Source organism: Nitrospirota bacterium, from assembly GCA_016219645.1.
Lineage (GTDB): Bacteria > Nitrospirota > Nitrospiria > Nitrospirales > Nitrospiraceae > Palsa-1315.
The window spans coordinates 438,586-459,939 of record JACRLR010000016.1 but is presented as its reverse complement, the minus strand read 5'-3'; the positions used below and the strand labels follow the sequence as shown (position 1 = coordinate 459,939).

12 protein-coding genes and 1 pseudogene are annotated in these 21,354 nt (G+C 56.9%); 1 reads left to right on the top strand and 12 read right to left on the bottom strand.

The window, feature by feature from the left end:
• The first annotated feature begins 25 nt into the window (after nucleotides 1-25).
• A complete protein-coding gene (locus tag HZB34_06535) occupies nucleotides 26-1,060 on the top strand; it encodes a serine protease (protein MBI5315610.1) in 1,035 nt (344 codons plus the stop codon).
• A gap of 108 nt (nucleotides 1,061-1,168) precedes the next feature.
• On the opposite strand, the pseudogene HZB34_06530 reads toward HZB34_06535, so the two are convergent.
• From HZB34_06530 to HZB34_06475, 12 genes and pseudogenes are all read right to left on the bottom strand, one after another.
• Nucleotides 1,169-2,041 (bottom strand): annotated as a pseudogene (locus tag HZB34_06530) (SUMF1/EgtB/PvdO family nonheme iron enzyme).
• A gap of 114 nt (nucleotides 2,042-2,155) precedes the next feature.
• Nucleotides 2,156-3,010: an SUMF1/EgtB/PvdO family nonheme iron enzyme gene (locus HZB34_06525; GenBank protein MBI5315609.1), complete on the bottom strand. Its 855-nt coding sequence runs from the start codon at nucleotides 3,008-3,010 to the stop codon at nucleotides 2,156-2,158.
• A gap of 228 nt (nucleotides 3,011-3,238) precedes the next feature.
• A complete protein-coding gene (locus tag HZB34_06520) occupies nucleotides 3,239-4,168 on the bottom strand; it encodes a carboxypeptidase regulatory-like domain-containing protein (protein ID MBI5315608.1) in 930 nt (309 codons plus the stop codon).
• Nucleotides 4,169-4,386: 218 nt separating this feature from the next.
• Nucleotides 4,387-4,971 carry a DUF3365 domain-containing protein gene (locus HZB34_06515; GenBank protein MBI5315607.1) on the bottom strand — a complete coding sequence of 195 codons (585 nt, stop codon included), beginning with the start codon at nucleotides 4,969-4,971 and terminating at the stop codon, nucleotides 4,387-4,389.
• A gap of 458 nt (nucleotides 4,972-5,429) precedes the next feature.
• Nucleotides 5,430-10,373 (bottom strand): hypothetical protein, encoded by a 4,944-nt coding sequence (locus tag HZB34_06510; protein MBI5315606.1) that lies wholly within the window; start codon nucleotides 10,371-10,373, stop codon nucleotides 5,430-5,432.
• Nucleotides 10,374-11,015: 642 nt separating this feature from the next.
• Nucleotides 11,016-11,681: a hypothetical protein gene (locus HZB34_06505; GenBank protein MBI5315605.1), complete on the bottom strand. Its 666-nt coding sequence runs from the start codon at nucleotides 11,679-11,681 to the stop codon at nucleotides 11,016-11,018.
• Between the two features lie 27 nt (nucleotides 11,682-11,708).
• A complete protein-coding gene (locus HZB34_06500) occupies nucleotides 11,709-12,578 on the bottom strand; it encodes a formylglycine-generating enzyme family protein (GenBank protein MBI5315604.1) in 870 nt (289 codons plus the stop codon).
• A 57-nt stretch (nucleotides 12,579-12,635) separates the two neighbouring features.
• Nucleotides 12,636-13,238 carry a hypothetical protein gene (locus HZB34_06495; GenBank protein MBI5315603.1) on the bottom strand — a complete coding sequence of 201 codons (603 nt, stop codon included), beginning with the start codon at nucleotides 13,236-13,238 and terminating at the stop codon, nucleotides 12,636-12,638.
• A gap of 184 nt (nucleotides 13,239-13,422) precedes the next feature.
• On the bottom strand, nucleotides 13,423-14,802 hold the full coding sequence (locus HZB34_06490; GenBank protein ID MBI5315602.1) for a HEAT repeat domain-containing protein: 1,380 nt from the start codon (nucleotides 14,800-14,802) through the stop codon (nucleotides 13,423-13,425).
• Nucleotides 14,803-14,810: 8 nt separating this feature from the next.
• Entirely contained in the window at nucleotides 14,811-15,053 is a 243-nt protein-coding gene (locus HZB34_06485) for a hypothetical protein (protein ID MBI5315601.1), read from the bottom strand.
• 230 nt (nucleotides 15,054-15,283) lie between these two features.
• Nucleotides 15,284-16,180, bottom strand: coding sequence for a carboxypeptidase regulatory-like domain-containing protein (locus HZB34_06480; protein MBI5315600.1), 897 nt, complete (start codon nucleotides 16,178-16,180; stop codon nucleotides 15,284-15,286).
• Between the two features lie 132 nt (nucleotides 16,181-16,312).
• On the bottom strand, nucleotides 16,313-21,178 hold the full coding sequence (locus tag HZB34_06475) for a multicopper oxidase domain-containing protein (GenBank protein MBI5315599.1): 4,866 nt from the start codon (nucleotides 21,176-21,178) through the stop codon (nucleotides 16,313-16,315).
• Between the last annotated feature and the right edge of the window lie 176 nt (nucleotides 21,179-21,354).

Genomic DNA, 21,354 nt, shown 5'->3' with positions numbered 1-21,354 from the left:
CGGGCTTTGCTCGAAAGGATCTTTAATGGACACCCGTCGTGTCTACTCTTCACCTTTTCCACGTCTATTGGCGTTCGTAGTTGCTGCCGGCATCACGATGTTCACGGCTCCGATCAGTGCAGAGCCGACTTCACTCAGCCAGGACACATTTCTGCGTGCCAAACAAGCCACAGTCGGCATTCTGGAGGATACCCAAGATCAGCGCACGCCGGAGAAACCAGGGAAGATCGTCATCCGAGGAACCGGCTTTCACCTGCGAGACGGCTACGTCATTACCGCCAGACATGCTGCGGAGAAACACGACCCCTCGACCGGCACTATGATCCGGAAGCATGTTCGCATCCTCACCGCCGATCTCCATGAGCTCCCCGCCGACCTCGTCGGTGACAGCTCATTCATGGACGTCGTAATCTACCGGATCGCCGAGGCACATCGATCCAAACTGCAGGCAGAGACATCGTTCGCCACTGGCGAGGCCACCCCTGGGATGGAGGTTTTCACCGTCGGTTATCCGCTTGGCTGGGGCCCCACTATGGCCTTCGGCCGCCTTGGGAATACGAATACCTTCCTTCAAACTGTCGAGACGCGTTTGATCCAGGCAGACCTCTCCGCCTGCAGCGGCAACTCAGGAGGTGGACTGTTCAATACCCACGGGGACGTAGTCGGGATTATGCACGCCATTATCCAGACGGAAAAAGAAGAGACCCAGGCCCATTGCAGCCGCATGACCTTCGCCATTCCGGGAATTCTCGCCGAGCGGATTGTGAATGCGGCCCTCACAGGCAAGTCGCTCACATTCTCAAAAATGGGGATTCACATGACTTCAGTGAAGGATGGGACCAAATGGCGCATGGCCGTCAAGGATGTGGCAGATCCGGCGAAAGAGGCCGGTATTCAAAAGCACGACATCTTGCTGGCGATCGAAGACCAGGAAATTCTCGATGCGGCCCAACTGAAGAACTACTTGATTGAACGGACGACACCTGGGCAGCGTGTCTCAGTCAAGGTTCGACGAGTGGATGCAGACCTCACATTCACAGTTACACTGGGAGGAGGATAGCGTCCGTCAGAGGAAGACAGGCTTTTAGAGATTCTGCCTCGGTCCCTTGGAACTGACATTCCTCAACATGGTATTTACCGCTTCTACCTCAGCTCTCCGTCGCATTTGTTAATGCAAGCTGGTCTGCCGAGGCTTTGACTCCTGTGATTGACCCGAGTCATTCACATCCCGTGCGCAACGGAATCCCATCCAGTTGATCTTCGTATTGGGATCAGTCCCGTTCCGCATGGCAACCCGCATCGTTGTCGTGCTGTCCATCCAGCCGCCGCCACGGAACGCTTTCTGCGTGCCGGTCTCCGGACCTAATGGATTCCGGTCAGGCGCCGTTTTGTAATAGTCCTGATCGTACCAATCCGCGACCCATTCGGCGACATTCCCGATCGTCTGATAGAGCCCGTATGGACTCACGGCGTTCTCGTACTTGTCGACGGAAATGATCGGAGGGTAGAGCAGCAGCCGTTCCGGACGATCCCGCACCGGACCTGAAAGGCCGGTTCTCCCAAAATTCGCCCTGGTCGGCCCAGCATATTCCTTGCCCCAGGGAAAGAGCCGCCCGTCCACTCCGCGCGCTGCTTTCTCCCATTCCGCTTCTGTCGGAAGCCGTTTTCCCGCCCACGTGCAGTAGGCATCGGCGTCATACCATGACACGTGCATGATGGGGTGGTGCGCCATCGCCTCCTGGAAATTTCCACCGTCATATCGCCAATCCAACTGCGGCGAGCGGTTCGTGGCGAGCACGAACTTGAGATACTCCAGCGCCGTCACTTCATACTTGCCGATCTCAAAGGCATCCAGATAGACGCGCCGCTGCGGAATCTCGCTCCGATAGGCCAATCGATCCGTCTTCTTATCGCTGCCCATCTCAAACTCACCGGCCGGCACTAGGACCATGTCGTCCTTGGCCTTCCACTTGGCCACACGCTCTTCAGCAATCTTCCTCCCTTCCTCCGTCCATTCCATCGTAATGTCCTGAACATCGAGGCCCCAGGCGACGTTCGCAGTCACCAAAGCCATCGCCACGACGACGGTCGCCTTCACCGCACGAATGACTATTGTCAGTATATCCATTCGCAGCCTCTTCATGATCCGGCCTCCTTAGTTGTCCAATCTAACGGCGCGAGGCGAGAGGGAGGCAGGCTCGAACCCCTCGTCTTTAGCCTCTAGCCCCTTGTCCAATGCTGATTTCGCGCATCGAAACCCTGTTAAATAGCTTTTCCGATCCGGCGTGCCGGCATTTCGTCCCGCGGATCGCGCGACCTCCGGGTCTTCATTCCAGGAACCACCGCGAAAGACTTTGAGCTCTCCCACTGCCGGCCCCGTTGGATTATCCGGCAGGCTACGCTGGTAATACTCTGGGTCGAACCAATCCGCGACCCATTCACTGACGTTGCCGGCCATTTGATAAACGCCATAGGGGCTCACGCCCTTGTCGTACCGATTCACATTGGCCAGCGGTGGATATTTGAACCCGCGTTTCGAGCCTGGATGCGCGATATTGCTTTTCATCCACCCGGCTGGTTCGTTGCCCCATGGAAAGACCCGTCCGTCCACTCCGCGCGCTGCTTTCTCCCATTCCGCTTCAGTCGGAAGTCGTTTCCCCACCCACTGGCAATAGGCATTGGCTTCTTCCCACGTCACCCCGATGACCGGATGTGAGGCCATCTTTTCGAGAAACGGGTCCTGCATCCAAAACGGCGGCCAGGCCGCACCTGTGGCCAACACGAATCGAAGATAATGGACGTTGGTAACTTCATACTGATCGATCTCAAAAGCATCGAGGGAGACAGGCCGCTGCGGTAGTTCCTGAGGCCCGGCTGCGCGATCCACCTTAGGATCGCTGCCCATCAAGAATGGCCCTCCCGGCACAGGAACCATACCCTCGGGAACATCCAGTAACGCCAACCGTTCCAACTCCCAGGGCTGCGCCCAGGGGTCGTGCTTAGGACTCAAATGATCGGCGTGCGCCTCACCTGGGCAAGAGGCTAGAGGCGAAAGGCAATAGGCGAGCAAATACAGAACGACCCGACACCGCTTCTCACAGAATCCACCCCACTGCCTCATGTTTATTAGTACGTTTCCTTCTCTAGCGTCGGAACGATCTGGCTCTGCACATCCTGCGTGATCGTATAGCGCACGTACGGATTCTCGACCATCTGATTGGCTTAAAGACGCCCGTGTTCAGCGATCCTGTTTCTGGATCATCGGATCGATTTCTTTCTTCGTTTCCTCGAGCACGTTGTAGCGGACATACGCGTGGTCCAACACCTCGTTGGCATAGAGCCTCCCTGTAGGAGCCGGGACGACAAGATTCGCCTCTGTTGTTCCCTTCGGCGCGATCGTGACGGTTTGCTCGATCGTGGTGCGGACATAGGGATGCCAGACGACCAGCTTATAGGTGCCGGGCGGCACATCGGTCATGGTGAACCGGCCTTGCTCGTCCGTCTTGGCAAAGTACGGATTCATGATGGCCACACCCCAGCTTTCCATGTACGCATGGAAACCGCATTGCATAACGAAAATCCGGCGGCCCTTGCTGAGATTGACCAATTGCTTCATCGGCGGGCCGGCCATATGTTTGTGGTACAGCCCGGCGTCGCTGCGATCCTTGAAGTTACGCGGGTGCTGCGGATTCATCGGCAGCGGCACGTTGAACAGCACCCGCGCGCCCAAATGCGAGGTTTCATAGGCCTGAATGTCGTGCATGACGGGGTCCATGTTGATCACCGTCACCGATTGATCATCCCGCACGACGGTCGTGAACGGGAGGAAGAGGCAGTCTCTCGCTTCGATTTGCGGCACGGTCTTTTCCACGAAGGGTTTGCCTTTGTCGATCCCTTCCAGGTACACCACCACATCGCGAAACTCGCCCGCCGGCCCGACCTGGAACGGTTGTAGGATGCGCCAGCCTTGCCCGTCAGAAATGCGGCCGCAGTAGAATTGGTCCGGCAAGGTTGTGAGATTGTAGCCCTTTGGTTTGGGCACGTGGCCGTCGAGCGTCACAGTGCCGACGAGGGATCCACCTTCCGTGACGGTAATTTCTTCATAACCCCAAGCCGGCCCTCCTAAACCGATCGCGGCTAACAACGCTACTGTCATGACATACCGCATATAGATCCTCCTCGTTCTCAATCAGGACCTCAGCCTGAGTCCTCTAGATGTTCGACTATGGAAATTGCTCAATCGACCACCGGAGCGAGCCAGCCTCTCCCTCGCGTTGAGACGATTTCGTTCACAGGATAACACAGCTTCCCCCTCTGAGACGAGGCGCAACGGTCACAGAAGATATCCACGACTCACTCGCGGCACGGCGGCGAGGAATAATCCAGTCACTCAGGAGCCGGAATAGAGATCAGGACCGCGCCCAGCACATCGCGGAGTTTGTAGTCATGCTTTGAACTGCGCGCGTCGGCGTTATGACAGTTCACACAGACGGGCGAGACAGCTAGGTCCGCATACACGGCTTGGAAGTATCGAGTGCCCCCCTCCCTGACCAGGCCTTTATACGGCTGCTCGGGATGCGCCATGACCGCCTCAAGCGCCTTGCGCTCGAATTCTGTTTGAGGCCCGCTTTGTTTGTTGATGGGATGGAGGCTGATCAACCGGTACTGCACCTGTGCTCCCGTCAGCGCCGCCAGACTCGACGACTCCTGAAAGAATTGGGCCGGAAGCGGGAGTGCGTTCGCCGAACGCCACTGCTCCGACGATTCGATCACCCCTCTCCTCTGCATCCGCTCCACAACGTGGACGGTATAAAACGTCCGGTCAGCCTCCAGCACTGAATGGATATAATCCACGACCGTTTCCAGCGGGACACTGCCGGCCGACTCCTTGCCGGCAAACCCGGCTCCCCAACCCAGTATCACGCACAGCGGAACGCACAATCCTCCTACAAGCCACTTACGAGATGACATGACCCCTCCCTTCGATAGTGCCGTATCAGACCGGGAGACTGGGACATGATGAGGAATGCCGAAGTCCCGCCACAAATTGTGTATCAGTGCCATTTTCCCCTCCAGCCTCCTCTGAATGCTAGGTGCTGAGTTTTCGAATTCAGTTTTATCTCGGCACTCAGCACTTCAATAACACGAAGGGGGAGCCACGCATCACGCGCAGATCCCCCTTGCGATCACGACTCTTGTCTTTTTCCGCTCACACTCCACAGGGGAGGTGCGGAATGCTGCTTCGCGACCTGCGCCGGAGGAGCGGGGCCCCACCGCGATTCAGCCGAGAAGGAAAACTGGAACTGACCGAGGCACCATGGTCGAAGACCAGGGCCGAGAGAATTCCAGAAGGCTTCCGCTCGGCTGAGTCCGGAAGGGTCGATCCGGGAGGCGCGGGAGCGAACAGCATCCCGCACCTCCCCAGCTCACTACTTCATCGCCGTCGGAATCGCTTGGGGCTCCGGTTTCAGCTCCACTCGCTTGGCGCCCGTTCCCTGGGTCCCCAGCGGTTGGATTCGTGAATCGCCGACCGGCAACACACGGAGGTAGCCCCATTGTCCTGACTGCGTGTAGGGCAGCCGCGCATTGGACCACACGAAGTCTCCCACCTGACGATACGGGCCGCCCGCGCCGCCACGGATGAAGACATCAAGGATCTCGGATCCGGCATACTCCACCACACTGATCTGGTCAGCACCCGGCATGTAGGGCTCGATCGGCCACTCATGACCTTCAACCCCGAACATCCCGTTCTGTTCACTGTTGGCGCCGATCACGTGGATACGGATCGGGTCACCGGCATGCGCCTCGATCAGAGGCGTAACCGGGTCTTCAGGCTTGTCCACCACGCAGGGCTGGAAGATCTTGCCCAGCGAGCAGCCCTGCTCCTCACGGAACTTGTATGGTTCCGCACGGTAATTGACCGACGTGAGCCCAGCCACATTTTGCACATAGGGCATGAATGCGGTCCCGATGATGTTGTCCTCATCCTGGAAGAAGAGGGCCACATCTCGGTAGTTCCGCTTCCCGACGTTCTCCGGCAAGCTGGCATCGACGATCACGTCGGCGCGCCATGAGTTCTTCTGTGAGATATCGGCCCCTGTGACAGGGTCCCGATACTGGGAACCCTTCGGGCCGATGATGACCGCACCGTACAATCCGTTCCGTGGATTAACAACCACGTTCCCACCGTCCCACACCAGCGACGTCGTCTCCTTGTTCGCCGGATGGGCGTAGTAGGTGTATGTGCGGCTTTCGCCTGGCGCAATCGTCTGATCGCCCGGATTGTTCCCGACATTCAGGCCCTGGCTATCTTTTGGATCGAAGGCCAGGCCCGGTGCAAAGAAGGATGCCCGGCTCGCCTTCATCTTGTTCTTCAAATTGACCTTGATGCAATCGCCTAGATTGGCGCGCAACGTGAGCGGATTCGGCATCACATTGCCCGCTACCGTGGTCGCTTCCTCTGCAAGCGCGTAGATCTTCCCTTCCGGCATCGTCATTTCGATCTTGCGCTCAAAGTCCACCTCGATCACATCCGGTGCCTTCGGATGGAGCTTCATCGGACGGTCCAACGACACAACGTTGAAGTTCTTCACCGGAGCATCTGACGGACAGACGGAACTCGGTGTCGCAGGAATCCCCAGAGGATTGGTCCCCTTGGGCAGCGGTTTCAGATCCGCCGTTTCCTTGTCGAGCACGCGGATGATACCCCATCCCCCTTCGGCGAAGTGCGACGTTCGTCCGTTGAAGTGGATGTAGTCGCCCGGCATGCCCTGGAATCCTCCGGCTTTGCTGACGAGGTCATACCGCTCGGCGATCCCGACGTGAATCGAGTTCTTCCGATTGGCATCTGCCGCATACCGTTCCGTCAGGAAGGTATGGCCTGAAATGGTCCAGACATGGGATTCGTTCATCAGCTGATGCAACAGACGAAACACCATAGTGTCCCCTGTGTAGGCACGCAAGAGCGGCGTACCAGGATCGCCATGGATCGCGCTGCTGAACAACTTCGACGTATCCGGATTGTTGGACAGGCGCTGTGCAAACGGCGCCGCGCGGAAATTGAAGCCGCTGCCGGTCGTGTGCGTCCCGCCGTTAATATACTTGTTCGGCGCCGCCAGGATCTTTTCCGGCATTTGGAAGGACACGGTCTTACCGGCTTCCAATGCCACTTCGATGGGCTGCCCAGGCGGGTTTCCCGCCTCAATGGTGTTCACCGTATGCGGAACGGTGTCGTGGATCGACACCATTAATTCACGGAAACTCCCGCTCACGCCGGCCCCGATCGGCTCATTGCTGTGAATGTCAGCGATGGGACCGCTGTACACCAACTTGCCGTTCTTCGGATCGTGATAGGTGGACCCGAAAGGTTCCACGATCGTCACGCCGAACCCCCCATGCGGCCAGGTCGTCGCGCCGAATGCATGGTCGTGCCAGAACACCGTCCCCATATCCACATCCACCCACCACCGATAGCGGACGAATTCCGGGGATACCAGATCCCCCGCCGGGTGATTGTTCTTCAATGGCTTGAAGAAGGTGACCTGATCGCCCTTGATCTCCTTGATACGAGCCACTTCCTGGCAGCTCTTGTCGCGCGGCAATGAAGCCGTCGAATCGTTGCCCTTCTCCAAACAATCCATGCCGACCATCACTTCAGTATTGACATGGAACGGCGTGGCACCCGGCGCCATCTGAATCTTGATGGACGCAGCGCCCGCCTTCGCACCGCTTACGAGCTTCGCGACCATCGGGGCCGGCAACCCGTGTTTGGTCTTCTTTCCCCACATGGTGAACGGCCGGACCGACATTTCATACTCAAACCCTGAGATCACGCCGTCCGAATTCCCCGTGTCGAACTGGAAGAAGTGGGGATGAATGTTGATCTTGGACGACTGGAAATTCGTGTAATCGTCGTCGTCCCATTCGCTGGTCAGCAACAGATCCACACAGTCATACACGTTGGCGCGGATGACCGCGGGCAACTTGAGATCGTCGTTCCCCCTGGTCAACCGTTCTTCTTCGTGAAGCACGTAGATCAAGCCATCCTTGTCGACCATGGCCGGCTCTTTCCCCTGCGCCTTCGCCAGGGTGATCGGCATGCGGACGAAGTGGATGTTGTAATGCTTCTTGTTGGCATTGTCGGGACAGAGACTCCATCGGCCCTGCTCGCCCGGCATGGCCGGCTCTGATGTCCGTTCACCATTGGCGTCCTGGTGAATCGGTTCTAGCCAGGGAGCGCCGTTATGATTGGCCGAGAACGGCACCCGCTTGCCGAAGTGCGGCCTAAAGAGCGGCCAGGCCATCTTGCCTGTCGTCGCATCGAACAGGATTGCAGGTCTGGTACTATCATCCCACTTAGCCGCCCATTGGTACTTTGGATTCTGTGCGGTACTTTCCCGCTCACCCCTGGCAATATTGCCATCCCACTTCCAGTCCCACACGGTCGAATCGTAGGCCAGGATCTGGCCCTTTTCATCGTTCGTGTGACCTGGTTGCCCCTGTGCCGGGACAAACATCTCGACCCAATCCTTGATGTTCACGATGACGGGATCGGACTTCCAATTGGTCTTCTGACTCTTATCGACAATCTTAAAGACCTTCCCGAACCAATCCACCGTCGTCCCGATCAGCTTGTCGGATGAGACTCCCTGCTTCATCCGGCCCTGACGATCCGGCAACTCCCTAAGGTCAGGCATGCTATCGGTGTGTGCGGCACCCACTTGGAGTGTATTGTAGAACCGGCCATACCCCCACATGCCCGCCACATAGTGGTGCGCAACATGGCAGTGATACAGGAATTCCCCCGCTAAATGTTGGCATCCCCCGCCGCCGCATTCCGGTTCGAGATCCAAGGCTTCTGACGGACCGATCACTTCCACGTCTACGCGATCTGACTTCGTCCGGACAACCGGATACTTTACCGGCCCATCCTGCCCCTTATACCAATGTTCTTCCTGATCGGCGCGTGGGCTCCTCTGCCAACGGATCGTACCGCTATGAGGGTGGTGGGAGTGGAACACTTCGGATCCGCCATGAACCAGCCGCCACTTGACCGGATCGCCCAAATAACCACGGGCTATCGTGGTCGGAGTATCGCCGAATGTATAGGAGCTATAGGCCATCGATTCGTCTTCAAACCCGAAATACTCATGCTGCAGGTGCATCTGATCGATTCCGAATGGCTCGCTACGATAGTTGATCGCCCGGCCACCGGGGCGATAGGCATCTGTCAACGGATCGCGCTGGGGTAAGAAATCGCCCTTCTTATTCAGCGGACGGAAGGCTTCGTCACCGATCTCATGATAGAAGAGCACGAATTCGCGGAAGTCCGGTCCTGACCCGTTATCAATATTTACTTCCCAGCCGGTCTTGGCCTCCGGCGCCGGGCCTCCACTTCCGAGTGCATTGAGATACTTCGAGCCCTTTGGCTCTACGATGAAGGCACCGAAGAGACCCAACACGGTCAGCTCACGGTCATGACTGTAGGAGTGAAACTGACGGACCCCCTCCTGCATCTGCGGGTGGATGTACCACTCGAACTCCTGCGCCTTACCCGGAGCCACAATGGACTCGGGGTTCGTCGTCGTGGCCGGCTTGCCTGTGGCACTCACGATCATGCTGGAGGCGCTGATAAACAGGCTGCCGTCCTCGCTCTCCATCTGGTTGCGAAGCGTCATTTTCACACAATCGCCCTGGTTGGCGCGCAGCACCAAGGGTTGAATCATGTCGCCCTGCAATCCCGTGGTCACCGCCCCTGGATCGAAGCCGTCCTTTTCGCGAGCCTCCCTGTTCTTCGCCTCCTCACTGCGGACCTTGTCGAGATCCTGGGTCAACGCATACATATAACCGGGATAGAAATCGAGCCAGCGGTTCAGCGTGATCTCGATATTGATCATCGAAACATCGTATTGCTTAACCGGCACACCGGCTGGGCACTTCCCCCCGGAAGTCATCACAGGCTCGCCTTTGGACCCATCCGACATGAGCAGGAAGCTGCTGCCATCCTGGCCCATGTATTGATGCATCATCGACATCTCGTTGAACGCTCCAGATGTCTGCTGCGCCTTGGCATCCTTCTGGGCCTGCTGTTCGAGCTTCTCCATCAGGCGATGGTGCTGCACCTCCATTTTTCCCGAACGGTCAGGCCGCCCTTCGATCGTATCCTCCAGGATGGTCTGCCCCTTCAATTGCTGCGTCCAGCCTGGCAGTGCGACTGGTGTCGCATGGCCTTCATGCGACGACTCACCTTGACTTGCGGCAAACAGCCATGGTGTCACGACCAAGCTGCCCGCCAATAAGACACTCAGCAAGATCAGCGACAGGCTGCTGCGCCGCCGCTGACGTCGTGGGTGAACCAGAAAAGATCTCATATCTCGGCCTCCCTTTTTAAGGATTGAACAGACCATTTATTTTATTCACTGAGTGGTTGGCTCCCGGATATCTCAACCGGCCCTTCTCAACAAAGCACTCTTCAATGACCAAATCAGCACTCTGTGTTAAGAGCTGGTGAAGGCTTCCTCCTTGCGGAGGAGAGGGTCATTCGGAGGCCGGTCCTAATCACCCAGACCTTCACCAGCGATCATACGCCTCCGCAACTTACATGCCCAGGTCCAGATACCGAAAGGAATCGCTGGTTGCCCCGCATCAGTCCTAGCAATTTGCGATCGAGAGCCGGATGAAACCGATAGACGTGCGATGAGTATATTTCCACAAAACTAGACAGTCATGAGCAGCATAAAATAATCAGTGCTGGAATTTCAATCGGATAGACTGTCTAATTTCTTGGACGATTTTTATTGGAATCTGGGGCAAAAATGGGCAGATCGGAAGATTAGGAACAAGGAAATGAAGCAGAAGCCTATGGATAGCCGGCAGGATTAGACCACGGGAAACCATGTCCTCATCATAGGATCTCTCGAGTAACTTAGTCTCAATTTCCTCCACGCGGCTTGATTTGGCCTCACCGAAGAATCGTTCCAATTTCGCGAGAGCAATTTTTCCCACGCATCCCGCTAGGGGCCAGTTTGAGACGAAGTTCGATTGGCAGTGCCCTGCAAATCCATATCGAGCAGAACAGCGCTGCCTGGGTCTTTCGGATTGAGCCGGATCGGCATCCGATCGACAACCAGTTTGACCAAAGGCACCGCAACGATGTGCGGCGCCTTGTCTGAGGGACTGGAATAAAGTTCAAGTCTGACATTCTTTGGCCGCTCACTAGCCGTCAATAGAGGCTTCAGGCTTGCCTCCACAAATCCCACCAGCATCCCACTTCCATCGGCAAGTTTATGAATCTCAAACGCATTGGAGATGGGCGGTACCTGTTCGATGGGGAGATCCGGGCTTTGCGTGATCAAGGCCATTCCCAGAAGTTTGGGAGGAATAAATCCAAAGCTTCCTGTCGGTGCGACCGAGAAGCGGATCACCGAGGTAGAGGAACTGAGTTGAGATACCCCGTTTTTGGTCCGCAATTGACGCCGCAAATCGGTTTCGCTTCCCGGTGCCTCGATAAAGACCGCTGCCGGCGCAGCTTTCTGCACCGGGAACACTTCCGTCTTGCCTCCTTGTGCCCCGGAGAGCGAGGCCGGGATGAGGCTCATGAGAGCCAACGCAAGCAGGGGTCCGGCGATGAGGCAAGGCACAGGCTTGGTTCGAGTCAATTGTGTGACGTGGCCGGGCATGAAGATGAATCCTCCTGGTACAGCGTTTCAGCCTTGCAAACCCGTTGCGTCTTTCACATCCCGCGCGCAGCGGAAACCCATCCAGTTCATCTTGGTACTGGGATCAGTCCCGTTCCGTTGAGCGGTCCGCACACTCGGCGTGCTGTCGATCCAACCACCGCCACGGAAGCTCCGCTGCGTTCCCTGCTCCGGCCCCTTGGGATTCTTATCCGGCGCGGTTGCGTAGTACTTGGGGTCATACCAGTCGGCCACCCATTCGGCCACGTTACCCGCCATCTGGAACAAGCCGAATGGACTCACCGCGTTGTCGTATTTATCCACAGAAATGATCGGTGGATAGAGCAAGAGCCGTTCGGGACGATCGCGTACCGGACCAGACAAACCGGTCCGGCCGAAGTTCGAACGCGAGAGGCCTGCCGGCTGATTGCCCCAGGGATAAATCCGCCCATCTTCCCCACGCGCCGCCTTCTCCCACTCAGCTTCGGTCGGAAGCCGTTTGCCCGCCCACGCGCAGTAGGCATCGGCATCGGCCCACGACACGTGCATCACAGGATGATTGACCATGGTCTCCTGGAAATTACCACCGTCATACTGCCAGTCGATGAGGGGCGGCAGATCCTTCGCGAGGATGAACTTCAGAAATTGCACGGTGGTCACTTCGAATTTGTCGATCTCGTAGGCGTCCAGATAGACCTTCCGTTGGGGAAACTCTGCGGGATAGGCATTGCGGTCTATCTTCCTGTCGCTCCCCATGGTGAACGAACCGGCCGGAATAAGGACCATCTCGTCGTGAGCCGGCAGTTTCACCCTTTCGGCGGCAAGTTTCTTCCCTTCAGGGGTCCATTCCCGGACGACGTCAGCCACGTCCAATGCGTGAACCGCGCCGCCTATGACCATCAATCCCGTTACCACAACGCCCGCGATGATTCCGAGCACTTTCACAATCCAGCCTCCTTAGTTACGTGACAGCCCGGGCCCGGCGGGCTCCGGCTCTTCTTGTTTTTTGAAGTCTTCCAACGGCTGAAAGTTGACCGGCAGGTTGAAGAGATAGTCTGAAACCGACCGCAGCTTCACATGCTGGTACTCCACGATCCAACTCCCATCTTTCCTCGCCAACTTCATCGGGAAATGGATATCCGTCGCGATCCACTGGTAGTACTCCTCGACCTGTTCCCCTTGCTTCGTCGCGACTTCGTAGAGAATCGTCGGATGGCCTTCACGCACTTCTGTTCCAATCTCCTGCCTCGACACTTCTCCGTCCAGCTTTTCACTCACCCTGAGATCGTGCTCCGGACTATAGGGCATCGTTTTGAAGTGCTTCATCCGCGAGAGCAGTAACCACACGACCTGCTTGTCCTTCCGAACGATACTGACATTGACTGGGCCCGATGAATGGTGCTCGATACGCCACATCTGATCGCGATAATAAATGTTGGCCTTGTGGATGCGGCCATCGATCTTCGTCACTTGATCGGCAGTAAACTCCAACGCCCAGGCCGGCAAGGCAGTAAACAGCAGGCAGCACGCAACCCAGAACACGAGACCGGTCTGACGCATGGCGGGAAATCCTACCATAACGCCATGCCGGCTTTCCTCTGTCCTAAAGCCAGAGAGACATTCCATTATGTATGTTGGGCGCATGCTCTCTCTCGCCGTAACCCGTTCCCCTCTATCATCTTGCGAGAAGATATAGAAGTCCCCTATGCGCCGCTCCTGTTGTCGAATGCCCGCTAAGGCAGGGCTATTTTTTCTGTTGAACGAGATGCAGCAGTGCCCCTGCCGCGGTGGCCCGCACGGCATCATTCGCATCGTGGAGCGCGTCCTTCAGGAGGGGAAGAAGCTCACGATCCCCCACATGCCCGAGGGATCGAAGGGCTACAATTTTTGGACCGGGAAGCGGATCCGCTGTCAAGCTGGTTAAGAGGGACACCGCCCCAGGCGTATTGGCTCCCGTCGCCTTCCCAAGGGCATAGGCTACAGACGCACGCATAGCCATATCGTTTTGTTGCGCCAGCGATTGCGCCGTAGCGGCCACCGTTGAGTAAGGCTGGCCGAGTTGAAGTAACGCGGCAACTGCCGAAGCGCGCACGGTATGGCTCCCATCGCTGAGTGCCTTGTTCAGTGCGGAAACCGATTCCGATCCTCCCAATTCCGCCAACCCTGTCACCGCAGACTCACGAACGGCGGGCACAGGATCTTTCAATAACTGCTCAATCGATCCTCTCGCCTCTGTGTATCCAAGATGCCCGAGCCCTCTGGCTGCAGCGCCACGAACGGAGGGTTGTTTGTAAGTCAAGGCCTCCATCATGACGGGGGCGCCTCGATGGTCTTTCAACTCGGCCATCGTGCGAATCGCATCAGCGCGATCCTCTGGGTTGAGCGAGGCAGCGGCCTTCTGCAGTTCGGCCCAAACCTCTTTCTTGCCAAGCCTGATCAGTGCGCCGTACGCCGCGATACGAACCGTGGTGAGTTCGTCCTTTGTCGCCGCCTCGACTAACGGCATCACTCCTGGATCCCCAGTTTTTCCGAGCGTTTTCACTACGCGCGCCTTCACCAACCCTGCTTGATCCTCAATCGCTGTACGCAATCTTGCCGACTTCCTTCCCATTTCTGATCGGCCGAGCCCTTCAACGGCGAGCGCACGGACTGGCCCCGACCCATCGCTCAAGCCATCTTCAAAATAGGGAATCATGTCGTCACCGTCTACTTCCTTGAGTGCCGTGTAGGCAGCTCCGCGCATTTGTTCACGCATGTCCTTCACCAATACGACGATGAACCCCAATGCCACCTCTCGAAGGAGGGGGAGATCATCTTGCTTGAGTGAGCGTTCCAGTTTGTCGTACTCACCGAGCGCATCCTTGGGATTCCCGAGCTTGAGCAATGAGCGAATCTTCAGCCGGTGAAGGTCCGGAGCCATACCCTGCTCCTTCCCCAACTTGCCCAATCGCTCAAGCACCTGTGCGTACTGTTGTGTATCAAACGCTTCCTGGATTTCTTTCGGAACAGATGAGGCCCCCGCAGCGAACAGCAACTGATCCGCTCCACCCAACAGGACGAAGCATGCAACTGCAGCCGGAAAACTCCAGCGATAAGACCGACTGCGCATGAACAGTTCACGCATCGCTCTTCCTATCCCTGCCCTGGCGGCTTAGATGTCGATAGACGCTTGTGGTATCCCCGTGGCTCTTCGAAATACGAGGCAGGCTGAGGCGACAGTCTGAACCGCTCATACTCAAATGCCCACTCCCGATCCAGGCTGACGAGTTTCAAGACCACTCCCGTGTCCTGATCCACCCATTCATAGAATCGTTCGTTTCGACTCCGATGGTCTGTGTGGGCTTCGAAGAGCTGAGCTGTACGACCAGCTGCCATCGCATCCCCAAATCAGGAATCGGTCCCCCTTCACAAATACCTGCGCGTGATAGTGCCGTCCCTTGACGGTCTTCACGAGTGAGCCGGAAAATTCTGTAGAGGGAACAGCTCTATCATCAGCTGCCACATCTATACGGCATCCCTCCCAATCCAGCCCACAGGGCAAACTAGAGGCGGAGCCCCCATCTGCAGGCCTTCTGACCCACGGTATATATAATGGACATGAGCGTTCAGTGCTGATGCTCGACGAGCGGCTGAATATCGACTGCGTACCCCAGCGTTTCCGGACCGAAGCGGGGATTGTCCATCACCTTGTAGGCAGAACGGTTTCCTTTCGGAGCGAGGAGGGAAAGCTGCTCGACCAGTTTACCTTCCGGCTGGACTGTAACAATCTTGGTGAGGCCCGGGCCGGTCTGAGGATGCCACACCACTAACTGATAGGTGCCAGGAGGGATGTTCTCGATAGAAAACGCCCCGCTCTCATCGGTCAGTGTGTAGTAGGGATTATTGACGGCCATGGCCCAACTTTCCATGTAGGCGTGGAAGCCGCATTGCATATAGAACGTCCGCCGCCCTCTGTTCAAATACAGCGGCCCGACCAACGACTTACCCGGTGCATGGTTGTGCATCGCATGGATGTCGCCGCGGCGGTGCTGATGATTCATGACCAAGGGCGTGTTGAATAACACACGGGCGCCGGCTTCGATCGAAGTCTCATAGCCTTGGATATCGTGCATCACCGGATCCATATTGACGACTTCCACAGCGTGGCCGTTCCGAACGATGGTTATGAAGGGAGAAAATTGACAATCCCGCGCTTCAATCAGGGGGACTGAGAGCTCGAACGGTTTGCCGGCCTTCACACCTTCCAGCAACACAATGGCATCTTTCAACCCACCCCGCTGATTCACCACAAAATCATGAAGGAGTCGCCAACCTCGTCCATTGGAAATCCGGCCGCAATAAGCTGGATCGGGAAACGTAATGAGGTTGAAGCCTTTGGGTTCCGGCACGTCGCCATCGAGCCTCACCGTCCCCTGGACTGTCCCTCCGTGCTGAACATCCATGACGTCGTAAGCCGATGACGATTCCGCGCCGACCGATATGGCCGCAAGCATGCCCGCCATTACCGTGAAATCTCTAATCCAGGTTTTCATTGTTATATCTTCGAGCACCCTATCAAAAAGCTGCGCCAAAGAAAAAGGGGGGAGCCACGCCCCCCCCTTCTCCCGATTCGCTACATCCTGCGCGACGCAGGATTACTTCGCTGCGACCGGAATGACCTGTACTGGTGGCTCAACCGATGCACTCTTCATGCTGGCACCTGCGCCGGTGAGAGGCAGCAGCCGTGTATCGCCTGACGGCAACACGCGGACATAGCCCCATTGCCCAGACTGGGAGTACGGCAACCGCTGGTTGCTGTACACATAGTCGCCGGGCAAACGATAGGGTCCTCCGGCCGACGGCAGAAACGCATCGAGCACTTCCGAACCGGCAAACTCGACCACGCTGATGAGATCCGCGCCGCGCATGAAGGGCTCGATCGGCCACTCATGCTTTTCAACGCTGAACATCCCGTTCTGCTCATTGCTCGCCCCGATCACATGAATCCGCACCGGGTCCCCCGAGTGCGCTTCAATCACGGGTGTCGATGGGTCCTCCGGCTTGCCAACCTTGCAAGGCTGGAACATCTTGCCCAGCGAGCATCCCTGCTCTTCGCGATACTTATACGGCTCCGACCGATAGTTGACACCTGTCAGACCCGCCACGTTTTGCACATAGGGCATAAAACTCGTGCCGATAATGTTGTCTTCGTCTTGGAAGAACAACGCCACGTCGCGATAATTAGCCCGCATCTCGTTACCGGGGACCGAACGATCGATGATCACATCGGCGGCCCAGGCATTCTTGTTCGTGAGATCTGCACCGGTTTTCGGGTCCCGATACTTGGATCCCTTCGGACCGACCACCACGGCTCCGAACAGCCCGTTGCGTGGATTCGTCATTACATTACCCCAATCCCACACCAACGACGTGGTCTCACCATTGAATGGATCCGCGTAGTAGGTATAGGTTCGCTCGGCACCAGGTGCGATCGTCTGATCGCCCTGGTTGTTACCGACGTTGGCACCCATGGAATCCTTGGGATCGAAGGCCAGCCCGATCGCGGAGAAAGAGGCCTTACCCTCCTTCATCTTGTTTTTCAGATTGACCTTGACGCAATCGCCGATATTCACGCGAAGCGTAAGAGGCATCGGATGCGCACCGCTGGCCACTTTTGCCGTGTCCTCCTCCAAGGCATAGATCTTCGCTTCAGGATTACTGATTTGGATCGTCCGCTCGAAGTCCACCTCAATGGCATCCGGGGCCTTCGCGTTGAACTTCATGGCTGGATAATCCAAGGCCACGACGTTGAAGGTCTTCACTGGCGCGTCTGCAGGGCAGACCGGCAGCGCCTTAGGAATTTCCCCCTTGTTGGAGAAACCGGCCGGGAGCTTCTTCAAATCAGCCTGCTCCTTGTCATAGACACGGAGAATGCCCCAGGCGCCTTCAGAAAGCTTCGACGACCGTCCATTGAAGTGGATATAGTCACCTGCTTGCAACCTCGGTCCCCCGGCTTGCGGCACCACGAGGTCGTACCGCTCTGCGATCCCGACATGCATCGAATTCTTCCGGTTCGCATCGCCGGCATACCGCTCGCTCAAGAATGTATGGCCGGCAAGGGTCCAGGTCATCGTCTCGTTCATCAATGTATGCAACAACCGAAACACCATCGTATCTCCGACATACGCCCTCAGGAGAGGGGTGTAGGGATCACCATGGATCTGGCTATTGAACGCCTGTGATACGTCTGGATTGGTCGCCAATCGTTGGGCGATCGGACCGGCCCTGAAGTTCAACCCGCTGCCGGTCGTATGGGTCCCGCCGTTCAGGAACGGCATCGGGGTCATATAAATCTTCTCCGGCATCATGAACGACACAGTCTTACCTGCCTCAAGCGCCACTTCTATCGGCTGCCCAGGCGGATTGCCCGCAGTTACGATGTTGACGGTGTGCGGCACAGTATCGTGTACCTGCACCATCAACTCACGGAAACTGTTGTTCACCCCATAGCCGACCGGCTCGACTGTGCGAATGTCTGCGATTGGTCCGCTACGGATCGGCTTCCCGGTCTTCGGATCGTGATAGGTTGATCCTACCGGTTCAGCAATAAAGGTTCCGAACCCGCCATGCGGCCAGGTGGTCGCGCCGAATGCGTGGTCATGCCAGAACACGGTGCCCACGTCCGCATCGACCCAGAAACGCTGCCGAACAAACTCAACCGTCACGATGTCGTTCGCCGGGTGATCGTTCTTCAGTCCCTTTGTCAAGGCGATCGTACTACCCTTGATACTCTTGATCCGGGCGATTTCATTACCCTTGACATTATCGGCGCCCACCAAGATCAGGGTACCGACATGGTACTGGCCTGCATTCTTGACGGTGATCGAGGCTGCGCCTTTTTTCACAGGCGCAGTCAGCACCGTGTTCATCGGAAGAGGCAATCCTTTCTTGTTCTTCTTCTCCAGCATTGTGAACGGGCGAACCGACTGTTCGTAGGAGAAGCCGGTGATCACCCCGTCTGACGCTTGGTTATCGAACTGGAGGAAATGCCAGTGCGTGTTGATCTTCGACGACTGGAAGTTCGTGAAATCGTCGTCGTCCCATTCACTAGTCAGGGTCCAATCGACGCAGTCGTAGATGTTTCCCCGCACGACCAACGGATACTTGAGATCGTCGTTAGCCCGGATGGCCGCCTCTTCTTCATGGAGCACGTAAATCAGTCCGTTCGGATCGATCACCGGGGGCTCCTTACCCTGAGCCTTGGCAATCTTGATCGGCAGCTTGATAAAGTGAACATTGTAATCCTTCCGTCCTGCATTCTCCGGACAGAGGCTCCAGACGCCGTTCTCACCGGGCTTCGCCTGATCAATGCTCTCATCACCATTCACTTCTCGACGGATCATCTCCAGCCACGGCGCACCCGAGTGATTCGGAGAGAACATCACCCGCTTGCCGAAATGTGGCGTGAGATGCGGCCAGGCCACCTTGCCGGTCAACGGCTCAAACATGATCGGATGCCGCTTACCTGGATGAGTAGACTTATACTTGGGATTGTCGGTCGTGCTCTCCTTCTCACTCATGGCACGATTGCCTTCCCAGGCCCAGTCCAGGACCGTGGCATCGTAGGACACGAGCTGACCCTTCTCATCGTCTTTGTGACCAGGCTTGCCCATCGTCGGCATCTGCATCTCTACCCAATCCTTGATCGTGATGACGGCAGGGTTCGTGGCCCAGTTGCTCTTGCCTTTGTCGATGATTCTAAATGCCTTACCGAACCAATCGACCGTCTGACCGATAAGCTTGTCCGACGAGATGGGAGTCCTGATCCGGCCCTTGCGATCCGGCAACTCGCGCAGATCCGGCATCACGTCGTTCCGCAGGTCTCCCTGTTGGATGGTGTTGTAGACACGCCAATAGCCCCACATCCCTGACACATAATGGTGGGCCACATGGCAATGAAAGAGGAAGTCGCCAGCCAGCTGCTGGCAAAGGCCTGAGCCGCACTCGGTCTCGAGGTCGAGCGCTTCGGAAGGCCCGATGACCTCAACGTCAACCCGGTCTGTCTTGGCACGAATCACCGGATACTTGACCGGCCCGTTCCCTGCGGTTGCCCAGAGGTTCATGTCGTCGATCGCCCGCGGGCTGCGCGGCCACCGGATAGTGCCACCGTGTGGATGATGCGAATGAAAGACTTCCGAACCACCGTGCACCAAACGGAACTTGGCCGGATCGCCAATGTAGGAACGAGGAATCGTCGGGGAGGGATCGCCGAACGTATAAGAACTGTAGCCCATCGACTCGTCTTCGAACCCGAAATATTCGTGCTGCAGGTGCATGTTGTTGATGCCGAACGGCTCGCTGCGATAGTTGATTGCACGGCCACCTGGACGATAGGTATCGGTCAACGGATCGCGCTGGGGCAGGAAGTCACCCTTCTTATTGAGCGGGCGGAAGGCCTCGTCGCCGATTTCATGATAGATCAGCACAAACTCGCGGAAATCAGGGCCGGTCCCGTTCTTAATGATTGTTTGCCAACCGCTGGAGGCCGGCGTGGGATCCCCTGCGCCAAGCGGCTCCAGATAACTCGATCCGCGAGGCTCGACGACGAACGCGCCGAACAAACCCATCACCGTCAACTCACGATCTTGGGCATAGGTATGAAATTGGCGGACACCTTCCTGGATGTTCGGGTGGAGATACCACTCGAACTCGCCGGTCTTCTTCTCTTCGACGACTGAATCGGGGTTGGTTGTCGTCGCCGCAGCTCCGGTGGCACTCACAACCATACTCGATCCATGGATATGCAGACTGACCGGCCCACTTCCCTCTTCCAGCTTGTTCGAGAGCTTTATCTTGATGCAATCGCCCTGGTTCCCGCGGAATACGAGGGGCTGAATCCACTGAGCCTGCACGCCTGGAATCACGGCACCAGGATCGAACCCGTCCTTCTCTCGGGCTTCCTTGTTCTTGGCTTCTTCGGCGCGCACCTTATCGAGATCCTCGTCCAGCACATACATGTAGCCTGGATAGAAGTCGAGCCACTGATTGAGAGTAATTTCGACGTTGATCGTGGAGATATTGTACTGCTTCACCGGAGCCGTGGCAGGACATTTCCCGCCACCGGTCATCGCCACCGGCTCCACTCGAGGATCGGATACGAGGAGCATGTCCTGTCCACCTGCTCCATATTGATGCATCATGGAGGAGGTGTTGTACATCCCCGTGTTGACACCCTGCATTTGGGGATCCTGGGCCATATGCTCCATGATCCGCTGATGCTGCTGTTCAACCATCGCAGCACGTGTGGGCTTGCCGCCCATCGCATCTTCGACGATCGTCTGGCCTTTGAGTTTCTCAGCCCAACCTGGCAGCTGATGGTTCATCGCGACATGCGGCGACGACGGCTGGCCAGGCTGTGAGGAATTCTCAGCTGATGCGAGCGGGACCCCGATGAGGGCTATCGCCGCTATTGCGCCGAGCATTCGGGTAAGCACGCAACCCCGTACCTTGTGTATAATCATGGACCGGCCTCCTTGAAAAATGGTCAGTAACACAGGCTGTTGTCTAGAGGAGAGTTATCATTGAATTATGATTCGCGATCGCACCTCTTTCATCACTATACATGGATAGTCTCTTCATTGCCTTTGAATACGGGCGGAAGATACTGAAATCCCTTTCGGCTGTCAACTCCTCATCA

Coding starts and splice junctions, on each gene's coding strand:
- HZB34_06490 (MBI5315602.1), bottom strand. CDS start 14,802: ATGCGTGAACTGTTCATGCGCAGTCGGTCTTATCGCTGGAGTTTTCCG.
- HZB34_06505 (MBI5315605.1), bottom strand. CDS start 11,681: ATGCCCGGCCACGTCACACAATTGACTCGAACCAAGCCTGTGCCTTGC.
- HZB34_06475 (MBI5315599.1), bottom strand. CDS start 21,178: ATGATTATACACAAGGTACGGGGTTGCGTGCTTACCCGAATGCTCGGC.
- HZB34_06515 (MBI5315607.1), bottom strand. CDS start 4,971: ATGTCATCTCGTAAGTGGCTTGTAGGAGGATTGTGCGTTCCGCTGTGC.
- HZB34_06495 (MBI5315603.1), bottom strand. CDS start 13,238: ATGCGTCAGACCGGTCTCGTGTTCTGGGTTGCGTGCTGCCTGCTGTTT.
- HZB34_06510 (MBI5315606.1), bottom strand. CDS start 10,373: ATGAGATCTTTTCTGGTTCACCCACGACGTCAGCGGCGGCGCAGCAGC.
- HZB34_06485 (MBI5315601.1), bottom strand. CDS start 15,053: ATGGCAGCTGGTCGTACAGCTCAGCTCTTCGAAGCCCACACAGACCAT.
- HZB34_06500 (MBI5315604.1), bottom strand. CDS start 12,578: ATGGTCATAGGCGGCGCGGTTCACGCATTGGACGTGGCTGACGTCGTC.
- HZB34_06480 (MBI5315600.1), bottom strand. CDS start 16,180: ATGGCGGGCATGCTTGCGGCCATATCGGTCGGCGCGGAATCGTCATCG.
- HZB34_06520 (MBI5315608.1), bottom strand. CDS start 4,168: ATGCGGTATGTCATGACAGTAGCGTTGTTAGCCGCGATCGGTTTAGGA.
- HZB34_06535 (MBI5315610.1), top strand. CDS start 26: ATGGACACCCGTCGTGTCTACTCTTCACCTTTTCCACGTCTATTGGCG.